We start from the raw sequence: 18390 nt of genomic DNA on the forward strand, positions 1-18390 counted from the left end.
CCCTGGAGCCAGGTTGTTGGCGAGACGTCGGACCTGCATCGTCAGAAATTCCGCTTCGCCAACAAGTTAGCTCCTACCGGTCCAATGTTTGCTGCGCGACAGCATATGTCAAAGTTGCTCAAGATCAGGCTTGGTCCAACTCAGGATTGTTACGGCGGAACAGCCACGTGCTGATCAGCCCCATGGCGATCCAGAATACTGCGTTGGTCAGCAGCGAAGCCATCACGAATTGCGACTCCAGCGCCTCAGGTGCCAGGCTCTCGTGGGTTTCAGGCTGAGGCGCGCCAATAAGATGAGGCACTACCAGAATCGCCACCCCCAAGGCTTTCAATAACCAGTTCTGCGCAAACACGATCAACGCGAGCGCGACAGCCGTCGAGGCCGCGGTGCCAATCCACCAGATTTGTCGCTGATTGAGGTCCGCTGCAGCGGTGCCCGGCAGCTCGGGCGGCAGGCCCAAAGTTGGCGCCAGAGTAAACACAGCAAAGCCGGCCAGCCCCCAGAACAGGCCTTGCGAAGTCTTGCCGGGCGCTCGCAACGTGTACAACGCGGCCAGCATTAGTGCGAAACCGACTGCGACCACCAGATTGCCACCGGTGGTCGAGACGATGCGCTGCCAGCCGTCTTCCGGCGACCAGGCTTCATCATCATGCACGTGACCAGCGGGTGCGGCTTCGCCATGTGAATGCTCATGAACCTGCTCGGCAGGCGCGTTCTCGTAGGTTTCGGCTTGCAGGATCAACGGCGTGATCCAGAAACTTTGCAGCAGGGTCAACAGCAGGGCGGCGAACAGGCCGGTGAACCCGGCCGTTTGAGCGATTCGCTTGAACATGGCGTCAGGTCTCAATGGCAAGGGAAGGCGGCGCTGTGCCGGGTGTCGTGAGCGGCATTGTGGACCGCTTCGATATGCGAGAACCCGGCGAAATAGACCAGGCAGGCGCCAAGAATGGCTGCGCTGATGGCGGCGGTCAGGCGTTGGGTCTGGGTAGTTGCGGTACTGGCGGAATGGCTGGTAGTACTGATCGACATGGCGCTTCCCTCTTGATGTCGGCAAGCAGGCATGCGCAGCACTATCCCGCTGACGAATATCAGGGGAGTGCAACTGCGCCCGCCCACCGCGGGTTCGTTATTTGTTTCATGTCGGGCCGGTCTCCGGGCTTGCGAGGGGTTGAGCGCTGAATGGCGCCAACCTGCAAGAATCGCCTTCCCATGCCGTGATGCGCACAGTGGATCTGATTCTTCGCTCGCTTACCGTTGCGGGGGCAGCGCCGGACTTGCACAGACCAGAGGTCTGAACTCACCGGTTTCCCGTTTCACCCCGTGAGGGGCACCCGTAACAAGGCGTGTAGGAGAGCATGCGCCTGCGTGGAACGTCAATCAGTTGATTGACCTGCCCGCAGTCACTGCGTAGCCTTGCGGGTTCGAGGTTCTCCAGTCTATCTGCGGGTCAGACGATTTGGAGCTAAGACGGGAACGCGGTAATGCCGCGGCTGCCCCCGCAACTGTAAGCGGTGCTGATTTATCGCACGGTCATTGCATTCTCTGTACAGCCACTGCCCGTCAAGGGCGGGAAGGCGCAATGACTGCCCTGGAAGCTTTCCATGGGTACCGCAAGCCAGGAGACCTGCCTCGATTCGGGCCTTGAGCCCGACGAATTCTCACTACAACCGGGCGGGGTGATCCGGTGGCGAATCGTATCTCTGTGGCTACACAGGGTTTTCGTCCCGCTTGCCCGCCGTACTGCCAAAGGGCATCCGATGAAAACACTGGCCAAACTTCCCGTCACTATCGTTACCGGCTTCCTCGGTTCGGGCAAAACCACCTTGCTGCGCCATATGCTGGATAACGCGGAAGGTCGACGGATTGCGGTTATCGTCAATGAGTTCGGCGAGCTGGGCATCGACGGCGAAATCCTCAAACAATGCACCATTGGCTGCACCGAAGAAGAGGCGGTTGGCCGCGTTTATGAGCTGGCCAACGGCTGTCTGTGCTGCACCGTTCAAGAAGAGTTCTTCCCGGTCATGCGTGAACTGGTTGCGCGTCGTGGCGATCTGGATCACATCCTCATCGAAACATCGGGTCTGGCCCTGCCAAAACCACTGGTACAAGCCTTCCAGTGGCCGGAAATTCGCAATGCCTGCACCGTCGATGCGGTAATTACTGTTGTCGACAGTCCGGCAGTACTTGCAGGTACGTTTGCTGCATTCCCTGATCAGGTCGACGCTCAGCGCAAGCTCGATCCGAACCTGGATCATGAGTCGCCATTGCATGAGCTGTTCGCCGATCAACTGGCCAGCGCCGATCTGGTCATCCTCAACAAGTCCGACATGATCGACGCGGCCGGTCTGGCTGCGGTGCGCGCTGAAGTCTCCGAAGAGCTGCCGCCTGCGGTCAAAGTCATCGAAGCCAGCAGCGGTCGTCTGCCGATCAATGTCTTGCTGGGGTTGGGGGCTGAATCCGAGCAGCATATCGATGGCCGCAAGACCCATCACGATCACCACGAAGGCGATGATCATGATGACCACGACCATGACGCGTTCGACTCCATTTCGATCAAGCTGCCTCAATCCGAAGAAACCCTGCTGCTTGCCGCGCTGACCCAACTGGTCGTGCAGCACGGCATCTTGCGGGTCAAGGGTTTCGCGGCCATTGCCGGCAAACCGATGCGCTTGCTGATTCAGGGTGTAGGCACGCGTTTCGACAAACACTTCGACCGCGCCTGGAGTGTTGATGAAGAGCGTGCCACTCACCTGGTGCTGATCGGTCAGAAGCTTGATGCTGCGGCACTTGAATCCCAACTGCGCGCTGCGCTAGCGGACTGACCCATGCACCTGTTGAGAACCCAGCCCGGTGGTTTTGTACCGGACGACAGCATTGCCGACCTCGGACAAACCCCCGCCGAGCTGGTGATTCTCTGCAGTGGCGATTCCAGCCTGGCATTGCTCGCCGAAGCGGCGCAGCAACTGCCGGACGATTACCCGAGCTTGCGTCTGGCTAACCCGATGCAGGTTCAGAACCATGCTTCCGTCGACCTCTATTTCGATGAAGTGCTGCGCCACGCCAAGGTCATTCTGATTTCTCTGCACGGCGGGATAGGCTATTGGCGCTACGGTGCTGAGCGACTCATGGAGCTCGCAGCCCGCGGCGTGCAGGTGATCATGGTGCCGGGCTGTGATCGCCATGACCCCGAGCTGACTGAGCGCAGCACCGCACCCGCTGAGGATTGCCACCGGTTATGGCAGTTTCTGCGTCAGGGTGGCATGCACAACGCGCTGGAGTTCTACCGTTGCATCGCGAATCGTCTGCTGGATCGGGATTACGCCTGGTCCGAGCCCAAAGCATTGCCGCGTACTGCGGTTTACCACCCGAAAGGCGTCAGCGCCGATCCTGAAATATGGTTCGCCGACTGGGTGCCGAATCAACCAGTCGCAGCGCTGCTGTTCTATCGATCGCACCTGCAGGCTGCCAATACCGCGTTCATCGATGTGTTTTGCGCCCGTTTGCAGGCCCAAGGCTTGAATCCTTTGCCCATCGCCGTGGCCAGCCTGAAGGAAGCAGGCTGCATGACGGTGGTTGAAGACTGGCTGGACGAGGTTGGGGTTGAGCTGATCCTCAACACCACCGGTTTTGCTCAGTCCAGCCCGGAAACGCCGCATTTGCGGCCATTCCGGCGCAACGTCCCGGTGATTCAGGCGATTTGCGCTCAGGATAACGAACCTGGCTGGCGGGCCAGCGAACAAGGTCTGGGTGCTCGGGATCTGGCGATGCACATCGCGTTGCCCGAACTGGACGGGCGAATCATCAGTCGGCCGGTCAGCTTCAAGGATCTGGCCTGGCACAGTGAGCGCAGTCAGTCGGATGTGGTCTGCTATCGCCCGCAACCCGAGCGCATGGATTTTGTTGCCGAACTGGCGCGTCGCTGGATATTGCTCGGGCGTTTGCCCAATGCCGACAAGCGCGTTGCATTGATTCTCGCCAATTACCCCACGCGTGACGGACGAATCGGCAATGGTGTCGGCCTCGATACGCCAGCGGCGGCGCTGAACATCCTGCGAGCCATGCAGGGGGAGGGTTATCCGGTTGCCGAATTGCCGGACACCGGTACTGAGTTGATCCACCAGTTGCTCGGTGGCGTCACCAATGATCTGGACAGCATCGACCTGCGTCCCTGCCACCAAAGCATGGCGCTCGACGAGTACGCCGCTGCGTTTGAGCAACTGCCTCTGGCCAACCGTGAAGCGGTGATTGCCCGCTGGGGCGCGCCGGATAAAGACCCGATGTTCCGCAGTGGGCGGATGATGATTGCCGGGATCAGGTTTGGCCTGACCTTCGTCGGCATTCAGCCGGCACGGGGTTATCAGGTGGACGCCAGTGCGGTTTATCACGACCCGGATCTTGTCCCGCCCCATGGTTATCTGGCCTTCTATTTCTGGCTGCGCAAAGCCTATGGCGCCCATGCCGTGGTGCATGTGGGCAAACACGGCAATCTGGAATGGCTGCCGGGCAAAGGCGTCGGTCTGTCGGAGACCTGCTGGCCGGATGCGATTCTCGGCGCGATGCCTAATATCTACCCGTTCATCGTCAACGATCCGGGCGAGGGCGCCCAGGCCAAGCGCCGCACCCAGGCCGTGATCATCGATCACCTGATGCCGCCCCTGACCCGTGCTGAAACCTATGGGCCGTTGCGTAACCTGGAGTTGCTGGCGGACGAGTACTACGAAGCCCAACTGCTCGATCCGCGTCGTGCCCTGGAGCTGCAACGCGACATCCTCAAACTGGTCCGCGAAACTCAAATCGATCGTGAGCTGGCGCTGGGTGATGCCTTAAAGGATGACGATGCGGCGACATGGTTGCCACGGCTGGACACCTATCTGTGTGATTTGAAGGAATCGCAGATTCGCAACGGTCTGCATATCTTTGGTGAGTCTCCCGCCGGCCGTCTGCGCATCGATACCTTGCTGGCGTTGTTGCGCATCCCGCGAGGTGACGGTCGCGGTGCGCAGTCGAGTCTGCTGCGTGCCTTGAGCAAAGCCTTCGAGCTGGGTTTTGATCCACTGGATTGCGAACTTGCCGAACCCTGGCTGTCTGCCAGACCTGAAGCGCTGCTCGCTGTCAGCACTGATCCATGGCGCACGGCGGGTGATACCCGTGAGCGTCTTGAGCTTTACGCTGCGTGGTTGATCGAACAGGTTGTCAGTAATACTGAATTTAGTATTCCCTTTGAAAACAAAGATCTACTGGATATTGTTAATAATCTTAAAGAGGTTGTGGCGCCGCGACTCGACGCCTGCGGCCCGGGAGAAATCCACGGCTTGCTGGACGCCTTAAGCGGACGTTTCGTGCCAGCGGGCCCAAGCGGCGCGCCGAGTCGCGGGCGTATAGACGTGCTGCCCACCGGGCGAAACTTCTTCTCGGTCGATGTACGAAATCTGCCTACTACCACAGCGTGGCGCATCGGGTTCCAGTCAGCAAACCTGTTGCTGGAGAGGCACTTACAAGACAATGGTGATCATTTACGTCAGCTTGGTCTGTCGGTGTGGGGCACCGCCACCATGCGTACTGGCGGAGACGATATTGCCCAGGCCATGGCGTTGATGGGTGTCAGGCCGGTCTGGGCGACGGGCAGTCAGCGCGTTGATGACTTCGAAATTCTGCCGTTGAGCTTGCTGGATCGGCCGCGGGTTGACGTGACGCTGCGAGTCTCCGGTTTTTTCCGCGATGCTTTCGCCAATCTGATCCGGCTGTTCGACGCTGCGGTACAAGCCGTGGCGGCACTGGACGAGCCCGACGATATGAATCCGTTGGCCGCGAAGGTTCGCGAAGAGCGTGCCGCCTTGTTGAGCACTGGCGTCACCGATGATGACGCTGCGCGTCAGGCAGGCTGGCGTATCTTCGGTGCCAAGCCTGGGGCTTACGGTGCGGGTGTGCAGGGCGCGATCGACGGTCGCCTCTGGCAGAGTCGGGATGATCTGGCCGAGGTTTATCTGAATTGGGGCGGTTACGCCTATGGTGCCGCCGATGAGGGCACGCCTGCCCGGGAGCGCTTTGCAAAACGCTTGTCGCAAGTTCAGGCGGTAGTGCAGAACCAGGACAACCGCGAGCACGACCTGCTCGACTCGAACGATTACTACCAGTTTCAAGGTGGCATGCTTGCGGCCGCCGAGAGCCTCAGCGGCCAGAAGACTGCCAGCTACCATGGCGATCATAGCCAGCCAGATCTGCCGAAGATCCGGACGCTGAAGGAAGAGCTGAACCGGGTCATCCGCTCCCGCGCGGCTAATCCGAAATGGATCGACGGCGTCAAACGCCATGGTTACAAAGGTGCCTTCGAGATGGCGGCCACCGTGGACTTCCTGTTCGCGTTCGACGCCACCACCGAACTGATTGACGATCACCAATACGCACTGTTGGCCGATGCCTATTTGCTGGACGCGTCGACCCGGGAATTCATTCAGCAGCACAACCCTGACGCCTTGCGGGACATAACCGAACGCATGCTTGAAGCGCAACAGCGCGGCTTATGGCAGGAACCGGGTAATTACCGTGACGCGCTGGAAAGCCTGTTGCTGGACATAGAAGAGAGCTGATGACGTTGCCTGACGAGACTTTGAGCGATACCCCGCATTTCCCGCTGGCCGCCGTTGTGGGGGCTGACGAACTGAAATTGGCGCTGTGCCTGACCTCCATCGACCCGAAAATCGGCGGTGTGCTGATCGAGGGGCCGCGTGGCATGGCGAAGTCGACACTGGCGCGTGGTCTGGCCGATTTGCTGGCCAGCGGTCAGTTCGTCACCTTGCCGCTCGGCGCCACTGAAGAGCGGCTGGTGGGCACGCTGGATCTTGACGCCGCGTTGGGCGCAGGCCGAGCCGAGTTTTCACCTGGCGTGCTGGCCAAGGCCGACGGCGGCGTGCTGTATGTCGATGAAGTGAATCTGTTGGCGGATCACCTGGTTGACCTGCTGCTGGACGTTGCGGCCAGTGGCGTCAATCAGGTAGAGCGTGACGGTATTTCCCATCGCCACCCAGCGCGATTCGTGTTGATTGGCACCATGAACCCGGAGGAAGGCGAACTGCGTCCTCAACTGCTGGATCGCTTTGGCCTGAACGTGGCATTGAGCGGGCAGACCTTGCCGACCGAGCGCGGGCAGATCATCCGTCGTCGTCTGGACTTCGACAGCGACCCGCAGGCCTTTTGCGCGCAGTGGAGTGAGCAACAACAGGCGCTAAAGCTGCGCTGCGAACAGGCACGCAAGGTTCTGGGCAACATCGAGCTGGATGATCAGTCACTCACGATCATCACCGAGCGCTGTTTTGCGGCGGGTGTCGATGGCATGCGCGCTGATCTGGTCTGGTTACGCGCCGCCCGCGCCCATGCGGCATGGCGCGGTGTGTCAGCGATTGAAAAGCAGGACATTGACGCCGTGGCGGAGTTTGCCTTGCGTCACCGTCGCCGTAATACCTCTCAAGAACAGCCGCCTCCCCAGGATCAGCAGCCGCAACAACCTGCATCGCAGCAAAATCCGTCAACTCCCGAACCACAGTCCGCGCCGGATCAGGGGCAGGGCAGTTGGGGGGAATTGCCTGCGCAGGCCATGCAGACAGGCGCTCGTCGCGAAGTGCCGAGCTGGCCAAAAAAGCCCTAGGCATCCGTCCTCGCACTGTTCCGGGGATGGATGCCAAGCCCCGGCGCGGTAAAGCTCCCGGTGGTCGAACTGGCGCGTTGCGCAGCGGTGCCGACGGAGCCATTGCCTGGTTGCCGACGCTGTTACGCGGGCGGCCCAAGGTTCGCGCCGATCTGATCCGTCAACCCAGAAGTCAGCAGCCCGGTGAGTTGTGGCTGGTGATCGTCGACGCTTCGGCCTCGACCAGGCGCCATCAGGCCTTGGGCCGGGCTAAAGGGTTGTTGGCTCAACTGTTCGACGACGCTTACCGTCGTCGTGTACGTCTGGCGTTGCTGACGGCGAACGGCAACACGCCGCGCTGGCAACATCAGGGCCTCAAGGCATCCCGTGCATTACAGCCCTGGCTGGACGAACTGGGCGCGGGTGGTGGCACGCCATTAATCGATGCGTTTGATCAGGCACGCCAGTGGCTGGATAGACGCAAGAAGCAGCATCCTGCCGAGAAGCAGCACCTTCTGGTCATGACGGACGGACGGGTCAAGGATTCAGGCGGGTTACCGCCATTCAACTGCCCGGGCCTGCTGATCGATATCGAAAGCGGACCGATCCGCCTGGGAAGGGCACAGCAGATGGCACAGAGCCTGGGCGTTGAGTATCAGCACATTGATGAGCTGAAGGCTCGTTAGGCCCGTAGGACTGGCTTTAGCCGGGAGGGCGTCGGGATATTCTCTAAATCCCCCTCGGCAGAAACACCGCTCTCCCGGCTAAAGCCGGTCCTACATGATCAACGTCCAGCTTGCAGGCCAACACCGAGTTTCCCACAAGGTCCAGCATTTACAACTCAAGCAGGCATGGTCCACGGCTCAAGGCGGTGGCCCTCGTTGCTGATTTCAGCACGGGCCAGTTCGAGCTCGTTGGCCAGGCGCTTGGCATCGGAGTAAGTGCTGCGCGCGATCTGGCGGCGGCCAATACGATTGCTGGTACGGTCGATGACCGTCAGGCTCAGCTCGCCATTGCCGTCTTGCGGTGCCCAGGCGACGCATTGGAAAGGTTCGAAAGCGTGTCCAGCGATCAAGAGTGCATCGTTGAAGCGCAGTGGGGCGTTCATGGTTATTTCCTCAAGTGCCCATATCAAAATTGTGCGCTGTCGGTTGGGCTTACCGTTCAGCGGGTTACTTGTGTTGATGACACTCGATAGCTGTCAAGTCACACAGGTCGCCGATTATTTTCAGATTTTTTTGACTGCCCCCTGTGTTGACCGTGCGCAAAGCTGAAGTTCGACGAATATTCCAGCACAGCCGCACGGTCCGGAAATATCCACTCTGCGGACCATCAACGGCTAATTACCTTTCGATCTGGCCCCTATAGTCAATCGGTCCAAGCGACTGTCAAAAATTTGCTAACGTTCAAATCAATATCCTCAACTGACTGTTTATAAAATGATTTTATAAACGTGATTGTCAAACCGCAGCGCCAAGGAATCCCCATGCATGAATCGGCACCACCACTGCGACGTTTGTTAATTGTTGATCCTTGTGATGATTGTCATCAGCTCATTCCCGTTCTGCGCGCCGCTGGCTGGGATGTAGACAGCAGTACCGTTGAAGCCGCGGTCAGTCGCAGCTGCGATGTAGGTCTGATTCGCCTGATGCCTTATCACTTTGAGCACCCGGAAGTGGTCAAGGAGCTGATCACGCGCAGCCACACCGAATGGATCGCCGTATTGACCCCGGATGACCTGCGCCGGGAGAAGATCGGCGATTTTGTCTGCGAATGGTTTTTTGACTTCCATACCTTGCCGTTCGATGTTGCACGTATGCAGGTCACGCTGGGGCGCGCCTATGGCATGGCGCGCTTGAGGGCTCAGGGGGCGGTTTATGTATCAGGGCCCGATCACGAGATGCTCGGCGAAAGTCGCCCCATCCGTGAGTTACGCAGGCTGCTGAGTAAACTGGCGCCTACCGAATCGCCAGTGCTGATACGTGGCGAGCCCGGTACTGGCAAGGAGCTGGTGGCGCGCACTCTGCATACCCAGTCCCATCGGCGCAGCAAGCCATTCATTGCGATCAACTGCGCGACGACCCCCGAGCACCTGCTTCAGGGCGAATTATTCGGCTACGAGAAAGGCGCGTTCGAAGGGGCCAATGAACTGAAAATTGGCTGCATTGAGGCGGCCGATGGCGGCACGTTGTTTCTCGATGAAATCGGGGACTTGCCGATGGAGCTGCAGGCCAGTCTGCTGCGCTTTCTTCAGGACAAACAGGTTGAGCGCGTCGGAGGCAGAGAAGCCATCGTTGTGGATGTCAGGGTGCTGGCCGCCACCCACGTTGATCTTGAGTCCGCCATTCGCAAAAAGCGCTTCCGCGAAGACCTGTATTACCGCCTGAATGTGCTTCAGGTTGGCACGGCACCGTTACGCGAGCGACACGGTGATCTGGCATTGCTGGCCAATCATTTTGCGCATTTCTACAGTCAGGAAACCGGTCGGCGGGTGCGTAACTTCAGTCAGGATGCATTGGTTGCAATGGGCAAGCATGACTGGCCGGGTAATGTCCGGGAGCTGGCCAACCGGGTTCGCCGGGGGCTGGTGCTCGCTGAGGGGCGACAGATTGAGGCCGCTGATCTGGGGTTACTCGGTGACGACGACGTCGTCAGTACGATGGGTACCCTGGATGATTACAAATCCCGGGCAGAGCGGCAGGCGTTGTGTGATGTATTGACTCGCCATAGCGACAATTTGAGCGTTGCTGCCAAGGTGTTGGGGATTTCCCGGCCGACATTCTATCGATTGCTGCACAAGCACCAGATTCGTTGAGCTGCTGCGCTTCAGGCGTGTTGGAGCAACTGTTCAACTGCCGCGAAGACCCGCTCACGACGTTGCGTCCAGTCACCGCCGATCACCTGAAAGGGTTGGTGATGCGTCTCAAGCCAGTGCCGGGTGTCGCGGAAGAATGCCTGTCGTGAACTTGGCTCGGGTTGGCAGCGCTGACCATCGCCGATCCAGTCGACGCCGTCAGGATCGAGCAACAAGTGCAGATCGTACTGACGAGCCAGCAGTGCAGGCTCGATCCACGCCGGACAATCCCCGAATAGTGTCTGACTCCACAGAATATTGCTCAGCAGATGGGTATCAAGAATCAGCAACCCGGGTTGAGAGGCACGAGCAGCATCCTCGCTGTCCACTTGGCCTTGAGCGATTGCGGGAATATCTGCGTAGGTGGTGTCCCGCTGGTTCTGTTCGATGAAAAGCCGTACATATTCCCCTACCAGAAGCCCGCCGAAGCAGCGCTGTATTTCGCCTGCCAGCCAGCTTTTACCGCTGGACTCAGGACCTGTCAGCACAACAACTTTCATCAAGCCGCTACCTTTTCCGGAGCTAAAATGGCACCCGTTGCCGGTGCGATTGTTCTGAGTGCGGGCATTGCGATTCCTGGGAGGCCGAAAGCGGCGGCGATTGTAAGCGTATACACCGGTTAGCGCAGCGATTAAGCGAAAAAACGCTGATAGCGGCCACTGAAAACAGCTTCCATTACGTCAAGGGGTTGCATGTCAGGTGTCAATGGCAGCGTACTGCCTGAAGGTCTGATAGGATCGCCACGCCTCGCGTTGGTTGACGGTGTAAGCGTCCGTTTTTAACGGACTTTTCACCTTTCGACGGGCATATTTGCGCGCTGTTTGAACATGACAATATCAAGAAGCCTGCTTCGAGCAATGCTTCACTTGGGGGAATGATGGATCTTTGGACCGCCGCTCAGGCATTGATTCTCGGGATTGTGGAGGGGCTGACGGAGTTCCTGCCCATTTCCAGTACCGGACACCAGATCATCGTCGCGGACTTGATCGATTTCGGTGGCGAAAGGGCGATGGCCTTCAACATCATCATTCAGCTCGGCGCGATCCTCGCGGTGGTCTGGGAGTTTCGGCGCAAGATCCTTGATGTCGTGACTGGCCTGCCAAAGCAGCGTCAGGCGCAACGTTTCACTATCAATCTGCTGATCGCGTTTCTCCCGGCTGTTGTGCTGGGTGTGATGTTTGCCGACTTGATTCACGAATACCTGTTCAACCCCATCACCGTGGCGACAGCCTTGGTCATTGGCGGTGTCATCATGCTCTGGGCTGAACGCCGCGATCACGTGGTGCATGCTGAAAGCGTGGATGACATGACCTGGCGTGATGCCCTGAAAGTCGGCTGCGCCCAATGTCTGGCGATGATTCCGGGGACTTCTCGTTCCGGCTCGACGATCATTGGCGGCCTGCTGTTTGGTTTGTCGCGCAAGACCGCTACCGAATTCTCTTTCTTCCTGGCGATGCCGACCATGGTGGGCGCTGCGGTGTATTCGGGCTTCAAGTACCGGCACCTGTTCCAGCCTGCGGACTTCCCGGTATTCGCGCTGGGTTTCGTGGTCTCCTTTATCTTTGCGATGATCGCCGTGCGTGGGCTGCTCAGGTTCATTGCCACCCACAGCTATGCCGTGTTCGCCTGGTATCGCATCGTCTTCGGTATCCTGATTCTGGCGACCTGGCAGTTCGGCTGGATTGACTGGACCAGCGTGAACGGCTGACGAACATGGATCAGCGTATAAAATCGAACAAATCCGCAACGGCGAAACAGCATCCGTCGCGGTATCCGCGGGTGAAACTGGCGGTCTTTCTCGCCATTTGTGCGTTACCGGTGGCGGGCTTCACCTCGTTGCTGCTCAACGGGGTGTGGTTGCCCGGTGCGATCTATCTAGCGATGAGTCTGCTGGCCTTCTTTCTGTACTGGCGCGACAAGCGCCATGCCAGAGCAAATGAATGGCGAACGCCGGAGAAGATCCTGCACGCAGTGGAGCTGCTGGGTGGCTGGCCGGGCGCGTTGGTGGCGCAACAGGCATTGCGTCATAAAACCCGCAAGCTGTCCTTTCAACTGGTGTTCTGGCTGATCGTTGTGTTGCACGAGGTGGTCTGGATTGACCGCCTGCTTCTCGGCGGTAATTACCTGAGCAGGCATTTCTATTAAAAAGTCACAGCTTCAAGCCGTCACAGCTTGAGAGCAACCTGCTGTTTCTTCGGCAGCTTGCTGACGACCAGTTGATGGGAGCGTGTCAGCAAGTCGCGCAATTCCCCATCGCTCAGGGAGTAGGGCGTGGCGACGCTGATCCAGTAAGCCCGCGCCAGATACGGCGCGGGACGAACGCCTGGCCTGTCGACATAGCCAAGGAACAGATCGGGTCCCACCTTGAATGACAAGCCTTTGCCAGCCAGGTCCATCACCGCAAACATCTTGTTGCCAGCGACCGAAAACACCCGTGTGCCGCCCCATTTGTAATCTTCCCGAGCGCCCGGCAGTTGCAGGCAAAACCCGGCGACATCTTCAGTGTTCATTGGTCTGCTCCGTTGTCTTCAGAACATCGCTCCAGAGCGGTTCGTTCTTGAATGCAAGGCTGACATGTTCGATCCACGCGCGCACGGCGGGGAGCATGCCTCGGCGCTGCGTGTACGCGGCCTGAACATTGCCGCTAGGCAGCGACCAGTCGGGTAACAGGCGGATCAACTGACCACTCGCAAGTTCTTCATGGCAGTTCATCAGCGGCAGCAATGTGATGCCCAGGCCCTGTACGGCTGCATTCTTGCGAATAGGAAAGTCATCCACCACCAGACGCGGCTCAATGGCCACCTCGCAACGCTCGCCATGGCTGTGCAGCAACTGAAAATGCACTTTGCGATCCGCCTCGATGGCGCCTAATGCCAGCAAGCTGCCAAGGTCCTGAGGGTGCGTGATGCTGCGTCCGCTGATTAATGCAGGGGAAGCTACCAGTACGGTGCGGGCGGGGTACAGCTGCCGGACAATCAGGCTCGGATCTTCATCGCCAATGTCGCGGACCCGCAGCGCTACATCAATGCCCTCATTCACCAGATCAACCCGGCGATTCACCAGAATCAACTCCAGTTGCACCAGCGGGTGGCGGATCAGGAATTCATTGACCACCCCGGACAGGTTCCAGTGTGTCATCCCCACCGGGCAAGACACCCGCAAACGCCCTCGGGGCTCAGCCGAAAGCGACGCAACGGCTTCGTCGGCCATTTCCGCTTCTAGCAACATCGCCTGACAGTGGCTCAGGTAACGTTCACCCACAGCGGTCAACGCCAGTTTGCGCGTAGTGCGCTGCAGCAGGCTCACGCCCAGACGCAGCTCAAGCTCGGCAATGCGCCGGGACAGGCGGGATTTAGGGATGCCCAGCAGACGTCCGGCAGCCGCGAAACCGCCGAATTCCACCACTTTGGCGAAGTAATAAAGATCGTTGAGGTCTTGCATGCTTAAACTGATTGTCCTGTGTGTAGAACGAACTATCGCATTTGTGCCGACTAATCAGCGATTGGATTGCGCTGTAGGATTATCCCCACTTGATCGCCAGCTGGCGACTTTTCAATTGGGAAGCACGTTATGAAACTTTTGCACATCGATTCCAGCATCCTCGGCGATCACTCCGCGTCTCGACAGCTCAGCCGTAAAGTTGTTGAAGCATTCACCGCTGTAGAGCAGAACGCACAGGTAACTTACCGCGATCTGGCCAGCGATTCACTGAGCCACTTTTCCCCGGCAACACTTGCCGCTGCGGGCACCCCTGAAGAAGGCCGTGATGCCGCGCAGAAGCAGGAAGTGGCTAACAACGAGCAAATTCTGCAGGAATTCCTCGACGCTGACGTGGTTGTGATTGGTGCGCCGGTTTACAACTTCACACTGCCTACGCAGCTTAAAGCCTGGATTGATCGTATCGCAGTTGCCGGTCGTACGTTCCGCTATACCGAAACCGGCCCTGAAGGTCTGGCTGGCGGCAAGCAGGTGATCATCGTTTCCACTGCCGGTGGCGTGCACGTTGGCCAGCCGACCAGCGTGGGTCATGAGGACTACCTCAAGGTTCTGTTCGGTTTCATTGGCGTGACTGATTTGAAATTCGTCTTCGCTCATGGTCTGGCTTACGGCGACGAACCACGTGCCAATGCGCTGACTGCTGCGCAAAAGCAGATCAAAGAAGAGCTGTTCGCGACGGCCTGATGGCGTCGGCGGGTCTGACGACTGCGCCTGCCACAGGCTTGCAAAAAAACTCCGGCGTCCATTGGGCGCTGGAGTTTTTTGCGTTATAGACCACGCTGATCAAACAAAAATGCAACGTTTGCCGCCCGCGAGGCTCTTACAGCGGGTAATACATGACTCAATCGGAACAGTTGAATCTTCTCCGATCGTTTCGCCCGATTCACGAGAAACGGATGATTGGAATTTATGACGACACCGGACAAGCAGTACGTAGAGTGGCTGGTTGAACAATCAATGCTCAATGCCGCACGCCAGCGCGCCAGGTTGTACTCGGGGCAGGGCAGGTTGTGGCAGCGCCCGTTCGCCGAATCCCGGCCCAGAGACGCGTCGGCGATCGCCTCCGTCTGGTTTACTGCTTATCCGGCGTCAATCATCACCCGTCCGGGTGGCTCGGTCCTTGAAGCCCTGGGCGATGAGACCCTGTGGCATGCCATGTCGGAAATCGGCATTCAAGGCATCCACAACGGCCCGCTGAAAACCTCCGGTGGCCTTCAGGGTCGGCAACACACGCCGACCATCGACGGTAACTTCGACCGCATCAGTTTCGGCATCGACCCTGAATTGGGCACCGATGCGCAATTGCTCAGCCTGAGTCGCATTGCGGCTGCGCATAACGCGGTGGTGATCGATGACGTGATTCCGTCCCACACCGGCAAAGGCTCTGATTTCCGTTTGGCAGAAATGGCTTACGAGGATTATCCGGGCCTCTATCACATGGTGGAAATCCGTGAGGAAGACTGGCAGTTGCTGCCGGACATTCCGGCAGGTCGCGATGCGGTGAACCTGATGCCTGAGGTGGTGGATGCCCTCAAAGACAAGCACTACATCGTGGGTCAGTTACAGCGGGTCATTTTCTTCGAGCCAGGCGTCAAGGAAACCGACTGGAGCGCCACGGGTATTGTCCAGGGCGTGGACGGCAAGGCGCGGCGCTGGGTTTATCTGCATTACTTCAAGGAAGGTCAGCCTTCGCTGAACTGGCTGGACCCGAGCTTCGCCGCTCAGCAAATGATCATTGGGGATGCGCTGCACTCCATCGACGTCATGGGCGCGCGGGTTTTGCGTCTGGATGCCAATGGCTTCCTCGGCGTGGAGCGCAAGGCTGAAGGCAATGCCTGGTCCGAGAGTCACCCGTTGTCGATTACGGGTAACCAGCTATTGGGGGGCGCGATTCGCAAGGCGGGCGGTTTCAGTTTCCAGGAACTGAACCTGACCCTGGATGACATCGCGTCGATGTCCCACGGCGGCGCCGATCTGTCCTACGACTTCATCTCGCGCCCGGCCTATCAGCACGCACTGTTGACGGGCACAACCGAGTTCCTGCGGTTGATGCTGCGTCAGGTTCACGCGTTTGGTATCGATCCGGCGTCGCTGATTCATGCGCTGCAGAACCATGACGAATTGACACTGGAACTGGTGCATTTCTGGACGCTGCACGCCCATGACACGTACCACTATCAGGGCCAGACGCTGCCGGGCAACATCTTGCGCGAACACATTCGCGAGGAAATGTACGAGAAGCTGACAGGCGAGCACGCTCCGTACAACATGAAGTTCGTCACCAACGGCGTGTCCTGCACCACCGCCAGCATCATTACGGCTGCGTTGGGTATCCGCGATCTGGACGCCATCACGGAAGAAGACATTCAGAAAATTCAGCACATTCATTTGCTTCTGGTGATGTTCAACGCGATGCAGCCCGGCGTATTTGCATTGTCCGGGTGGGATCTGGTCGGTGCATTACCGGTGCCTGCCGAGCAGGTTCAGCACCTGATGCAGGATGGCGACACCCGCTGGATCCATCGTGGCGCTTACGACCTGGTCGATCTGGACCCTGACGCGGAGTTCTCTGCGGGTAACATGCCGCGCTCCCGCACCCTTTACGGCAGTATCATCAGCCAGCTACAGCGCCCGGATTCATTTGCCTCGCAACTCAAGAAGATTCTTGCTGTGCGTCGGGCTTATGACATCGCTGCGAGCAAGCAGATTCTGATTCCGGACGTTGAACACCCAGGCTTGCTGATCATGGTCCACGAGCTGCCAGCCGGGAAGGGCACGCAGATTACTGCGCTGAACTTCAGCTCGGAGCCGATTGTGGAAACTTTGCATCTGCCAGACATCGCGCCCGGCCCGGTGGTAGACATCATCAACGAACGGGTCGAAGGGGATCTGACTGAACAGGGCGAATTCACCATCACTCTGGATGCCTACGAAGGCCTGGCATTGCGGGTGGTGAGCGCATTACCGGCGTTCTGATTGTCGGTTTCTGTACAGACTTTGCGGCTCCGTTGACGAAATGACGACATATCTGGCCTGATAATGCCCGGATGTAAACCGTCAACGGAAGCTGCATGGATATCAAACACAGTCTCAAACAGCGCATCGTCATCGTTTTCACGCTGATGAGTACTCTGGTTGCCTTGATCTTTGCGGCAGGCATTGTCGTTACCGTTCACCTGGTAGGCAAAAAGTTGACCGCACTTTCAATGAATGGCGACCTGCACAGGTTGCTGTTGATGGACGACGTCGCCAACTGGACTCACCGTCCGGAGAAGGATTCGTTTTTCTACATACAGGACGCGTCCGGCCTTTTCGCAATGCCCGAAAGCCTCAAGCCATTGAAACCCGGCTTTCACCGGATCAAAAAAGACAATGTCGATTATTACGCCATGGTGGATATGGTCGACGGTCGTCAGTACGTATTGCTGCGGGATCAGACCGCAACCATTCAGCGCGAGCGTATTTTGTTCGCTATCGTGCTGGTCGGGTTCGTTCTCAGCGTCTTGTTGGCGCTATTGCTGGGTCGACTGTTGGCGCAACGTGTCATGGCACCGGTGGTGAAGCTGGCGGGCGAGGTGCGTGATCGTGACCAGGCCATGGATGCGGCGCCGGCACTGGCAACGAATTATGCTCATGACGAAGTCGGCGAGCTGGCGGTGTCTTTTGATGAAACCCTGGGCCGTCTGCGTGCTGCCTTGACCCGGGAAAAGATGTTCACCAGTGACGTCAGCCACGAACTGCGCACACCGTTAATGGTGCTCGCCAGCTCTTGTGAGCTGCTGCTGGAAAATCCTGCCGTTGATCCGCGCTCCCGTAATCAGGTGTTAAGAATATCCCGCGCCAGTGAGGGGATGCGCCAACTGGTGGAAACCTTCCTGTTGCTGGCGCGGATCGACACCGAAGTACCCGGCCACGGTCCACGCGCAACGCTGGTTGCGGTCGCCGACGAGTTGGTGGACATGTGGCGCAAACCCATTGAAGAAAAAGGCCTGACCCTGCGTTATGAGCCGGGTGTCGGTTCGGATCGTTTATATAACGCAACGCTGCTGCACTCGGTCATGAGCAATCTGCTGCGCAATGCCTGGCATTACACCGACGAAGGTTTCATCTTTTTGAACTTGAAAGGTGATCGCTTTTCCGTGGAGGACAGCGGCATCGGTATACCCCTGGAAAAACAACAGGCCATGTTCCAGCCTTTTGTCCGGGGCGATGAGCAGCGCGGCGAAGGGCTCGGCCTCGGCCTTTCCCTGGTGCAGCGCATCTGCGTCCACCAGGGCTGGTCGGTCAACCTTGAAAGCCGGATACCGCAGGGATGCTGTTTCGAGGTGAGCTTGTCTGCCTCCGCAGTGTCCGCAGATAGACCCGATAGCGTCCGCAAGCCGGCTTCAGCAAGCCAGCCCGCCTAGGTACTGATACG

16 protein-coding genes and 2 riboswitches are annotated in these 18390 nt (G+C 58.5%); of the genes, 10 read left to right on the top strand and 6 right to left on the bottom strand.

The features are described from left to right. Positions 1-124: 124 nt before the first annotated feature. A complete protein-coding gene (locus AO242_RS28440) occupies positions 125-832 on the bottom strand; it encodes a CbtA family protein (RefSeq protein ID WP_099271301.1) in 708 nt (235 codons plus the stop codon). 11 nt (positions 833-843) lie between these two features. Next, positions 844-1029, bottom strand: coding sequence for a CbtB domain-containing protein (locus tag AO242_RS28445; protein WP_027897887.1), 186 nt, complete (start codon positions 1027-1029; stop codon positions 844-846). A gap of 97 nt (positions 1030-1126) precedes the next feature. Next, positions 1127-1350: riboswitch (cobalamin riboswitch) on the bottom strand. A 57-nt stretch (positions 1351-1407) separates the two neighbouring features. Beyond that, a riboswitch (cobalamin riboswitch) is annotated at positions 1408-1646 on the top strand. Between the two features lie 111 nt (positions 1647-1757). Here AO242_RS28445 and cobW point away from each other — a divergent pair. From cobW to AO242_RS28465, 4 genes are read left to right on the top strand one after another with little or no spacing between them, the layout of a single operon-like run. Continuing rightward, positions 1758-2822, top strand: coding sequence for a cobalamin biosynthesis protein CobW (gene cobW / locus AO242_RS28450; protein ID WP_099271302.1), 1065 nt, complete (start codon positions 1758-1760; stop codon positions 2820-2822). A 3-nt stretch (positions 2823-2825) separates the two neighbouring features. Further along, positions 2826-6587 (top strand): cobaltochelatase subunit CobN, encoded by a 3762-nt coding sequence (gene cobN, locus AO242_RS28455; RefSeq protein ID WP_099271303.1) that lies wholly within the window; start codon positions 2826-2828, stop codon positions 6585-6587. A 20-nt stretch (positions 6588-6607) separates the two neighbouring features. Further along, positions 6608-7642: an ATP-binding protein gene (locus AO242_RS28460; protein ID WP_373562270.1), complete on the top strand. Its 1035-nt coding sequence runs from the start codon at positions 6608-6610 to the stop codon at positions 7640-7642. A gap of 26 nt (positions 7643-7668) precedes the next feature. Further along, complete coding sequence (locus AO242_RS28465) at positions 7669-8307, top strand: vWA domain-containing protein (RefSeq protein WP_099271305.1); 639 nt, start codon at positions 7669-7671, stop codon at positions 8305-8307. A gap of 155 nt (positions 8308-8462) precedes the next feature. On the opposite strand, the gene AO242_RS28470 is transcribed toward AO242_RS28465, so the two are convergent. After that, positions 8463-8729: a hypothetical protein gene (locus AO242_RS28470; RefSeq protein WP_027901210.1), complete on the bottom strand. Its 267-nt coding sequence runs from the start codon at positions 8727-8729 to the stop codon at positions 8463-8465. Positions 8730-9107: 378 nt separating this feature from the next. Between AO242_RS28470 and AO242_RS28475 the strand changes: the two genes are divergently transcribed. Then, the gene (locus tag AO242_RS28475) at positions 9108-10436 is read left to right on the top strand and encodes a sigma-54 dependent transcriptional regulator (protein WP_099271306.1); all 1329 of its coding nucleotides are present in this window, start codon (positions 9108-9110) and stop codon (positions 10434-10436) included. 11 nt (positions 10437-10447) lie between these two features. On the opposite strand, the gene AO242_RS28480 is transcribed toward AO242_RS28475, so the two are convergent. Next, the gene (locus AO242_RS28480; protein WP_099271307.1) at positions 10448-10975 is read right to left on the bottom strand and encodes an AAA family ATPase; all 528 of its coding nucleotides are present in this window, start codon (positions 10973-10975) and stop codon (positions 10448-10450) included. Positions 10976-11352: 377 nt separating this feature from the next. Between AO242_RS28480 and AO242_RS28485 the strand changes: the two genes are divergently transcribed. Continuing rightward, complete coding sequence (locus AO242_RS28485) at positions 11353-12183, top strand: undecaprenyl-diphosphate phosphatase (RefSeq protein ID WP_099271433.1); 831 nt, start codon at positions 11353-11355, stop codon at positions 12181-12183. 5 nt (positions 12184-12188) lie between these two features. Continuing rightward, a complete protein-coding gene (locus AO242_RS28490; RefSeq protein ID WP_099271308.1) occupies positions 12189-12620 on the top strand; it encodes a DUF1294 domain-containing protein in 432 nt (143 codons plus the stop codon). Positions 12621-12640: 20 nt separating this feature from the next. Here AO242_RS28490 and AO242_RS28495 read toward each other — a convergent pair whose 3' ends face one another. Both AO242_RS28495 and AO242_RS28500 read right to left on the bottom strand, forming a co-directional pair. After that, on the bottom strand, positions 12641-12985 hold the full coding sequence (locus AO242_RS28495; protein WP_099271309.1) for an MmcQ/YjbR family DNA-binding protein: 345 nt from the start codon (positions 12983-12985) through the stop codon (positions 12641-12643). Next, complete coding sequence (locus tag AO242_RS28500) at positions 12975-13916, bottom strand: LysR substrate-binding domain-containing protein (protein ID WP_099271310.1); 942 nt, start codon at positions 13914-13916, stop codon at positions 12975-12977. Before AO242_RS28500 ends, AO242_RS28495 begins: the two co-directional genes overlap by 11 nt. A gap of 129 nt (positions 13917-14045) precedes the next feature. Here AO242_RS28500 and AO242_RS28505 point away from each other — a divergent pair, with 129 nt between their 5' ends. From AO242_RS28505 to AO242_RS28515, 3 genes are all read left to right on the top strand, one after another. Beyond that, on the top strand, positions 14046-14657 hold the full coding sequence (locus AO242_RS28505; RefSeq protein ID WP_099271311.1) for an FMN-dependent NADH-azoreductase: 612 nt from the start codon (positions 14046-14048) through the stop codon (positions 14655-14657). A gap of 225 nt (positions 14658-14882) precedes the next feature. After that, positions 14883-16949 carry a maltose alpha-D-glucosyltransferase gene (gene treS, locus AO242_RS28510; protein WP_027901217.1) on the top strand — a complete coding sequence of 689 codons (2067 nt, stop codon included), beginning with the start codon at positions 14883-14885 and terminating at the stop codon, positions 16947-16949. Between the two features lie 95 nt (positions 16950-17044). Then, positions 17045-18379: a sensor histidine kinase gene (locus AO242_RS28515; protein WP_099271312.1), complete on the top strand. Its 1335-nt coding sequence runs from the start codon at positions 17045-17047 to the stop codon at positions 18377-18379. Positions 18380-18390: the final 11 nt, after the last annotated feature.

This window comes from Pseudomonas sp. ICMP 561, assembly GCF_002699985.1.
GTDB lineage: Bacteria > Pseudomonadota > Gammaproteobacteria > Pseudomonadales > Pseudomonadaceae > Aquipseudomonas > Aquipseudomonas quasicaspiana.

Bases quoted from the DNA above. Each gene is read 5' to 3' on its own strand.
- AO242_RS28485 (WP_099271433.1), top strand. From the start codon at position 11,353: ATGGATCTTTGGACCGCCGCTCAGGCATTGATTCTCGGGATTGTGGAG.
- cobW (WP_099271302.1), top strand. From the start codon at position 1,758: ATGAAAACACTGGCCAAACTTCCCGTCACTATCGTTACCGGCTTCCTC.
- AO242_RS28475 (WP_099271306.1), top strand. From the start codon at position 9,108: ATGCATGAATCGGCACCACCACTGCGACGTTTGTTAATTGTTGATCCT.
- AO242_RS28495 (WP_099271309.1), bottom strand. From the start codon at position 12,985: ATGAACACTGAAGATGTCGCCGGGTTTTGCCTGCAACTGCCGGGCGCT.
- AO242_RS28465 (WP_099271305.1), top strand. From the start codon at position 7,669: ATGGATGCCAAGCCCCGGCGCGGTAAAGCTCCCGGTGGTCGAACTGGC.
- AO242_RS28500 (WP_099271310.1), bottom strand. From the start codon at position 13,916: ATGCAAGACCTCAACGATCTTTATTACTTCGCCAAAGTGGTGGAATTC.
- treS (WP_027901217.1), top strand. From the start codon at position 14,883: ATGACGACACCGGACAAGCAGTACGTAGAGTGGCTGGTTGAACAATCA.
- AO242_RS28515 (WP_099271312.1), top strand. From the start codon at position 17,045: ATGGATATCAAACACAGTCTCAAACAGCGCATCGTCATCGTTTTCACG.
- AO242_RS28480 (WP_099271307.1), bottom strand. From the start codon at position 10,975: ATGAAAGTTGTTGTGCTGACAGGTCCTGAGTCCAGCGGTAAAAGCTGG.
- AO242_RS28445 (WP_027897887.1), bottom strand. From the start codon at position 1,029: ATGTCGATCAGTACTACCAGCCATTCCGCCAGTACCGCAACTACCCAG.
- AO242_RS28505 (WP_099271311.1), top strand. From the start codon at position 14,046: ATGAAACTTTTGCACATCGATTCCAGCATCCTCGGCGATCACTCCGCG.
- cobN (WP_099271303.1), top strand. From the start codon at position 2,826: ATGCACCTGTTGAGAACCCAGCCCGGTGGTTTTGTACCGGACGACAGC.
- AO242_RS28490 (WP_099271308.1), top strand. From the start codon at position 12,189: ATGGATCAGCGTATAAAATCGAACAAATCCGCAACGGCGAAACAGCAT.
- AO242_RS28440 (WP_099271301.1), bottom strand. From the start codon at position 832: ATGTTCAAGCGAATCGCTCAAACGGCCGGGTTCACCGGCCTGTTCGCC.
- AO242_RS28470 (WP_027901210.1), bottom strand. From the start codon at position 8,729: ATGAACGCCCCACTGCGCTTCAACGATGCACTCTTGATCGCTGGACAC.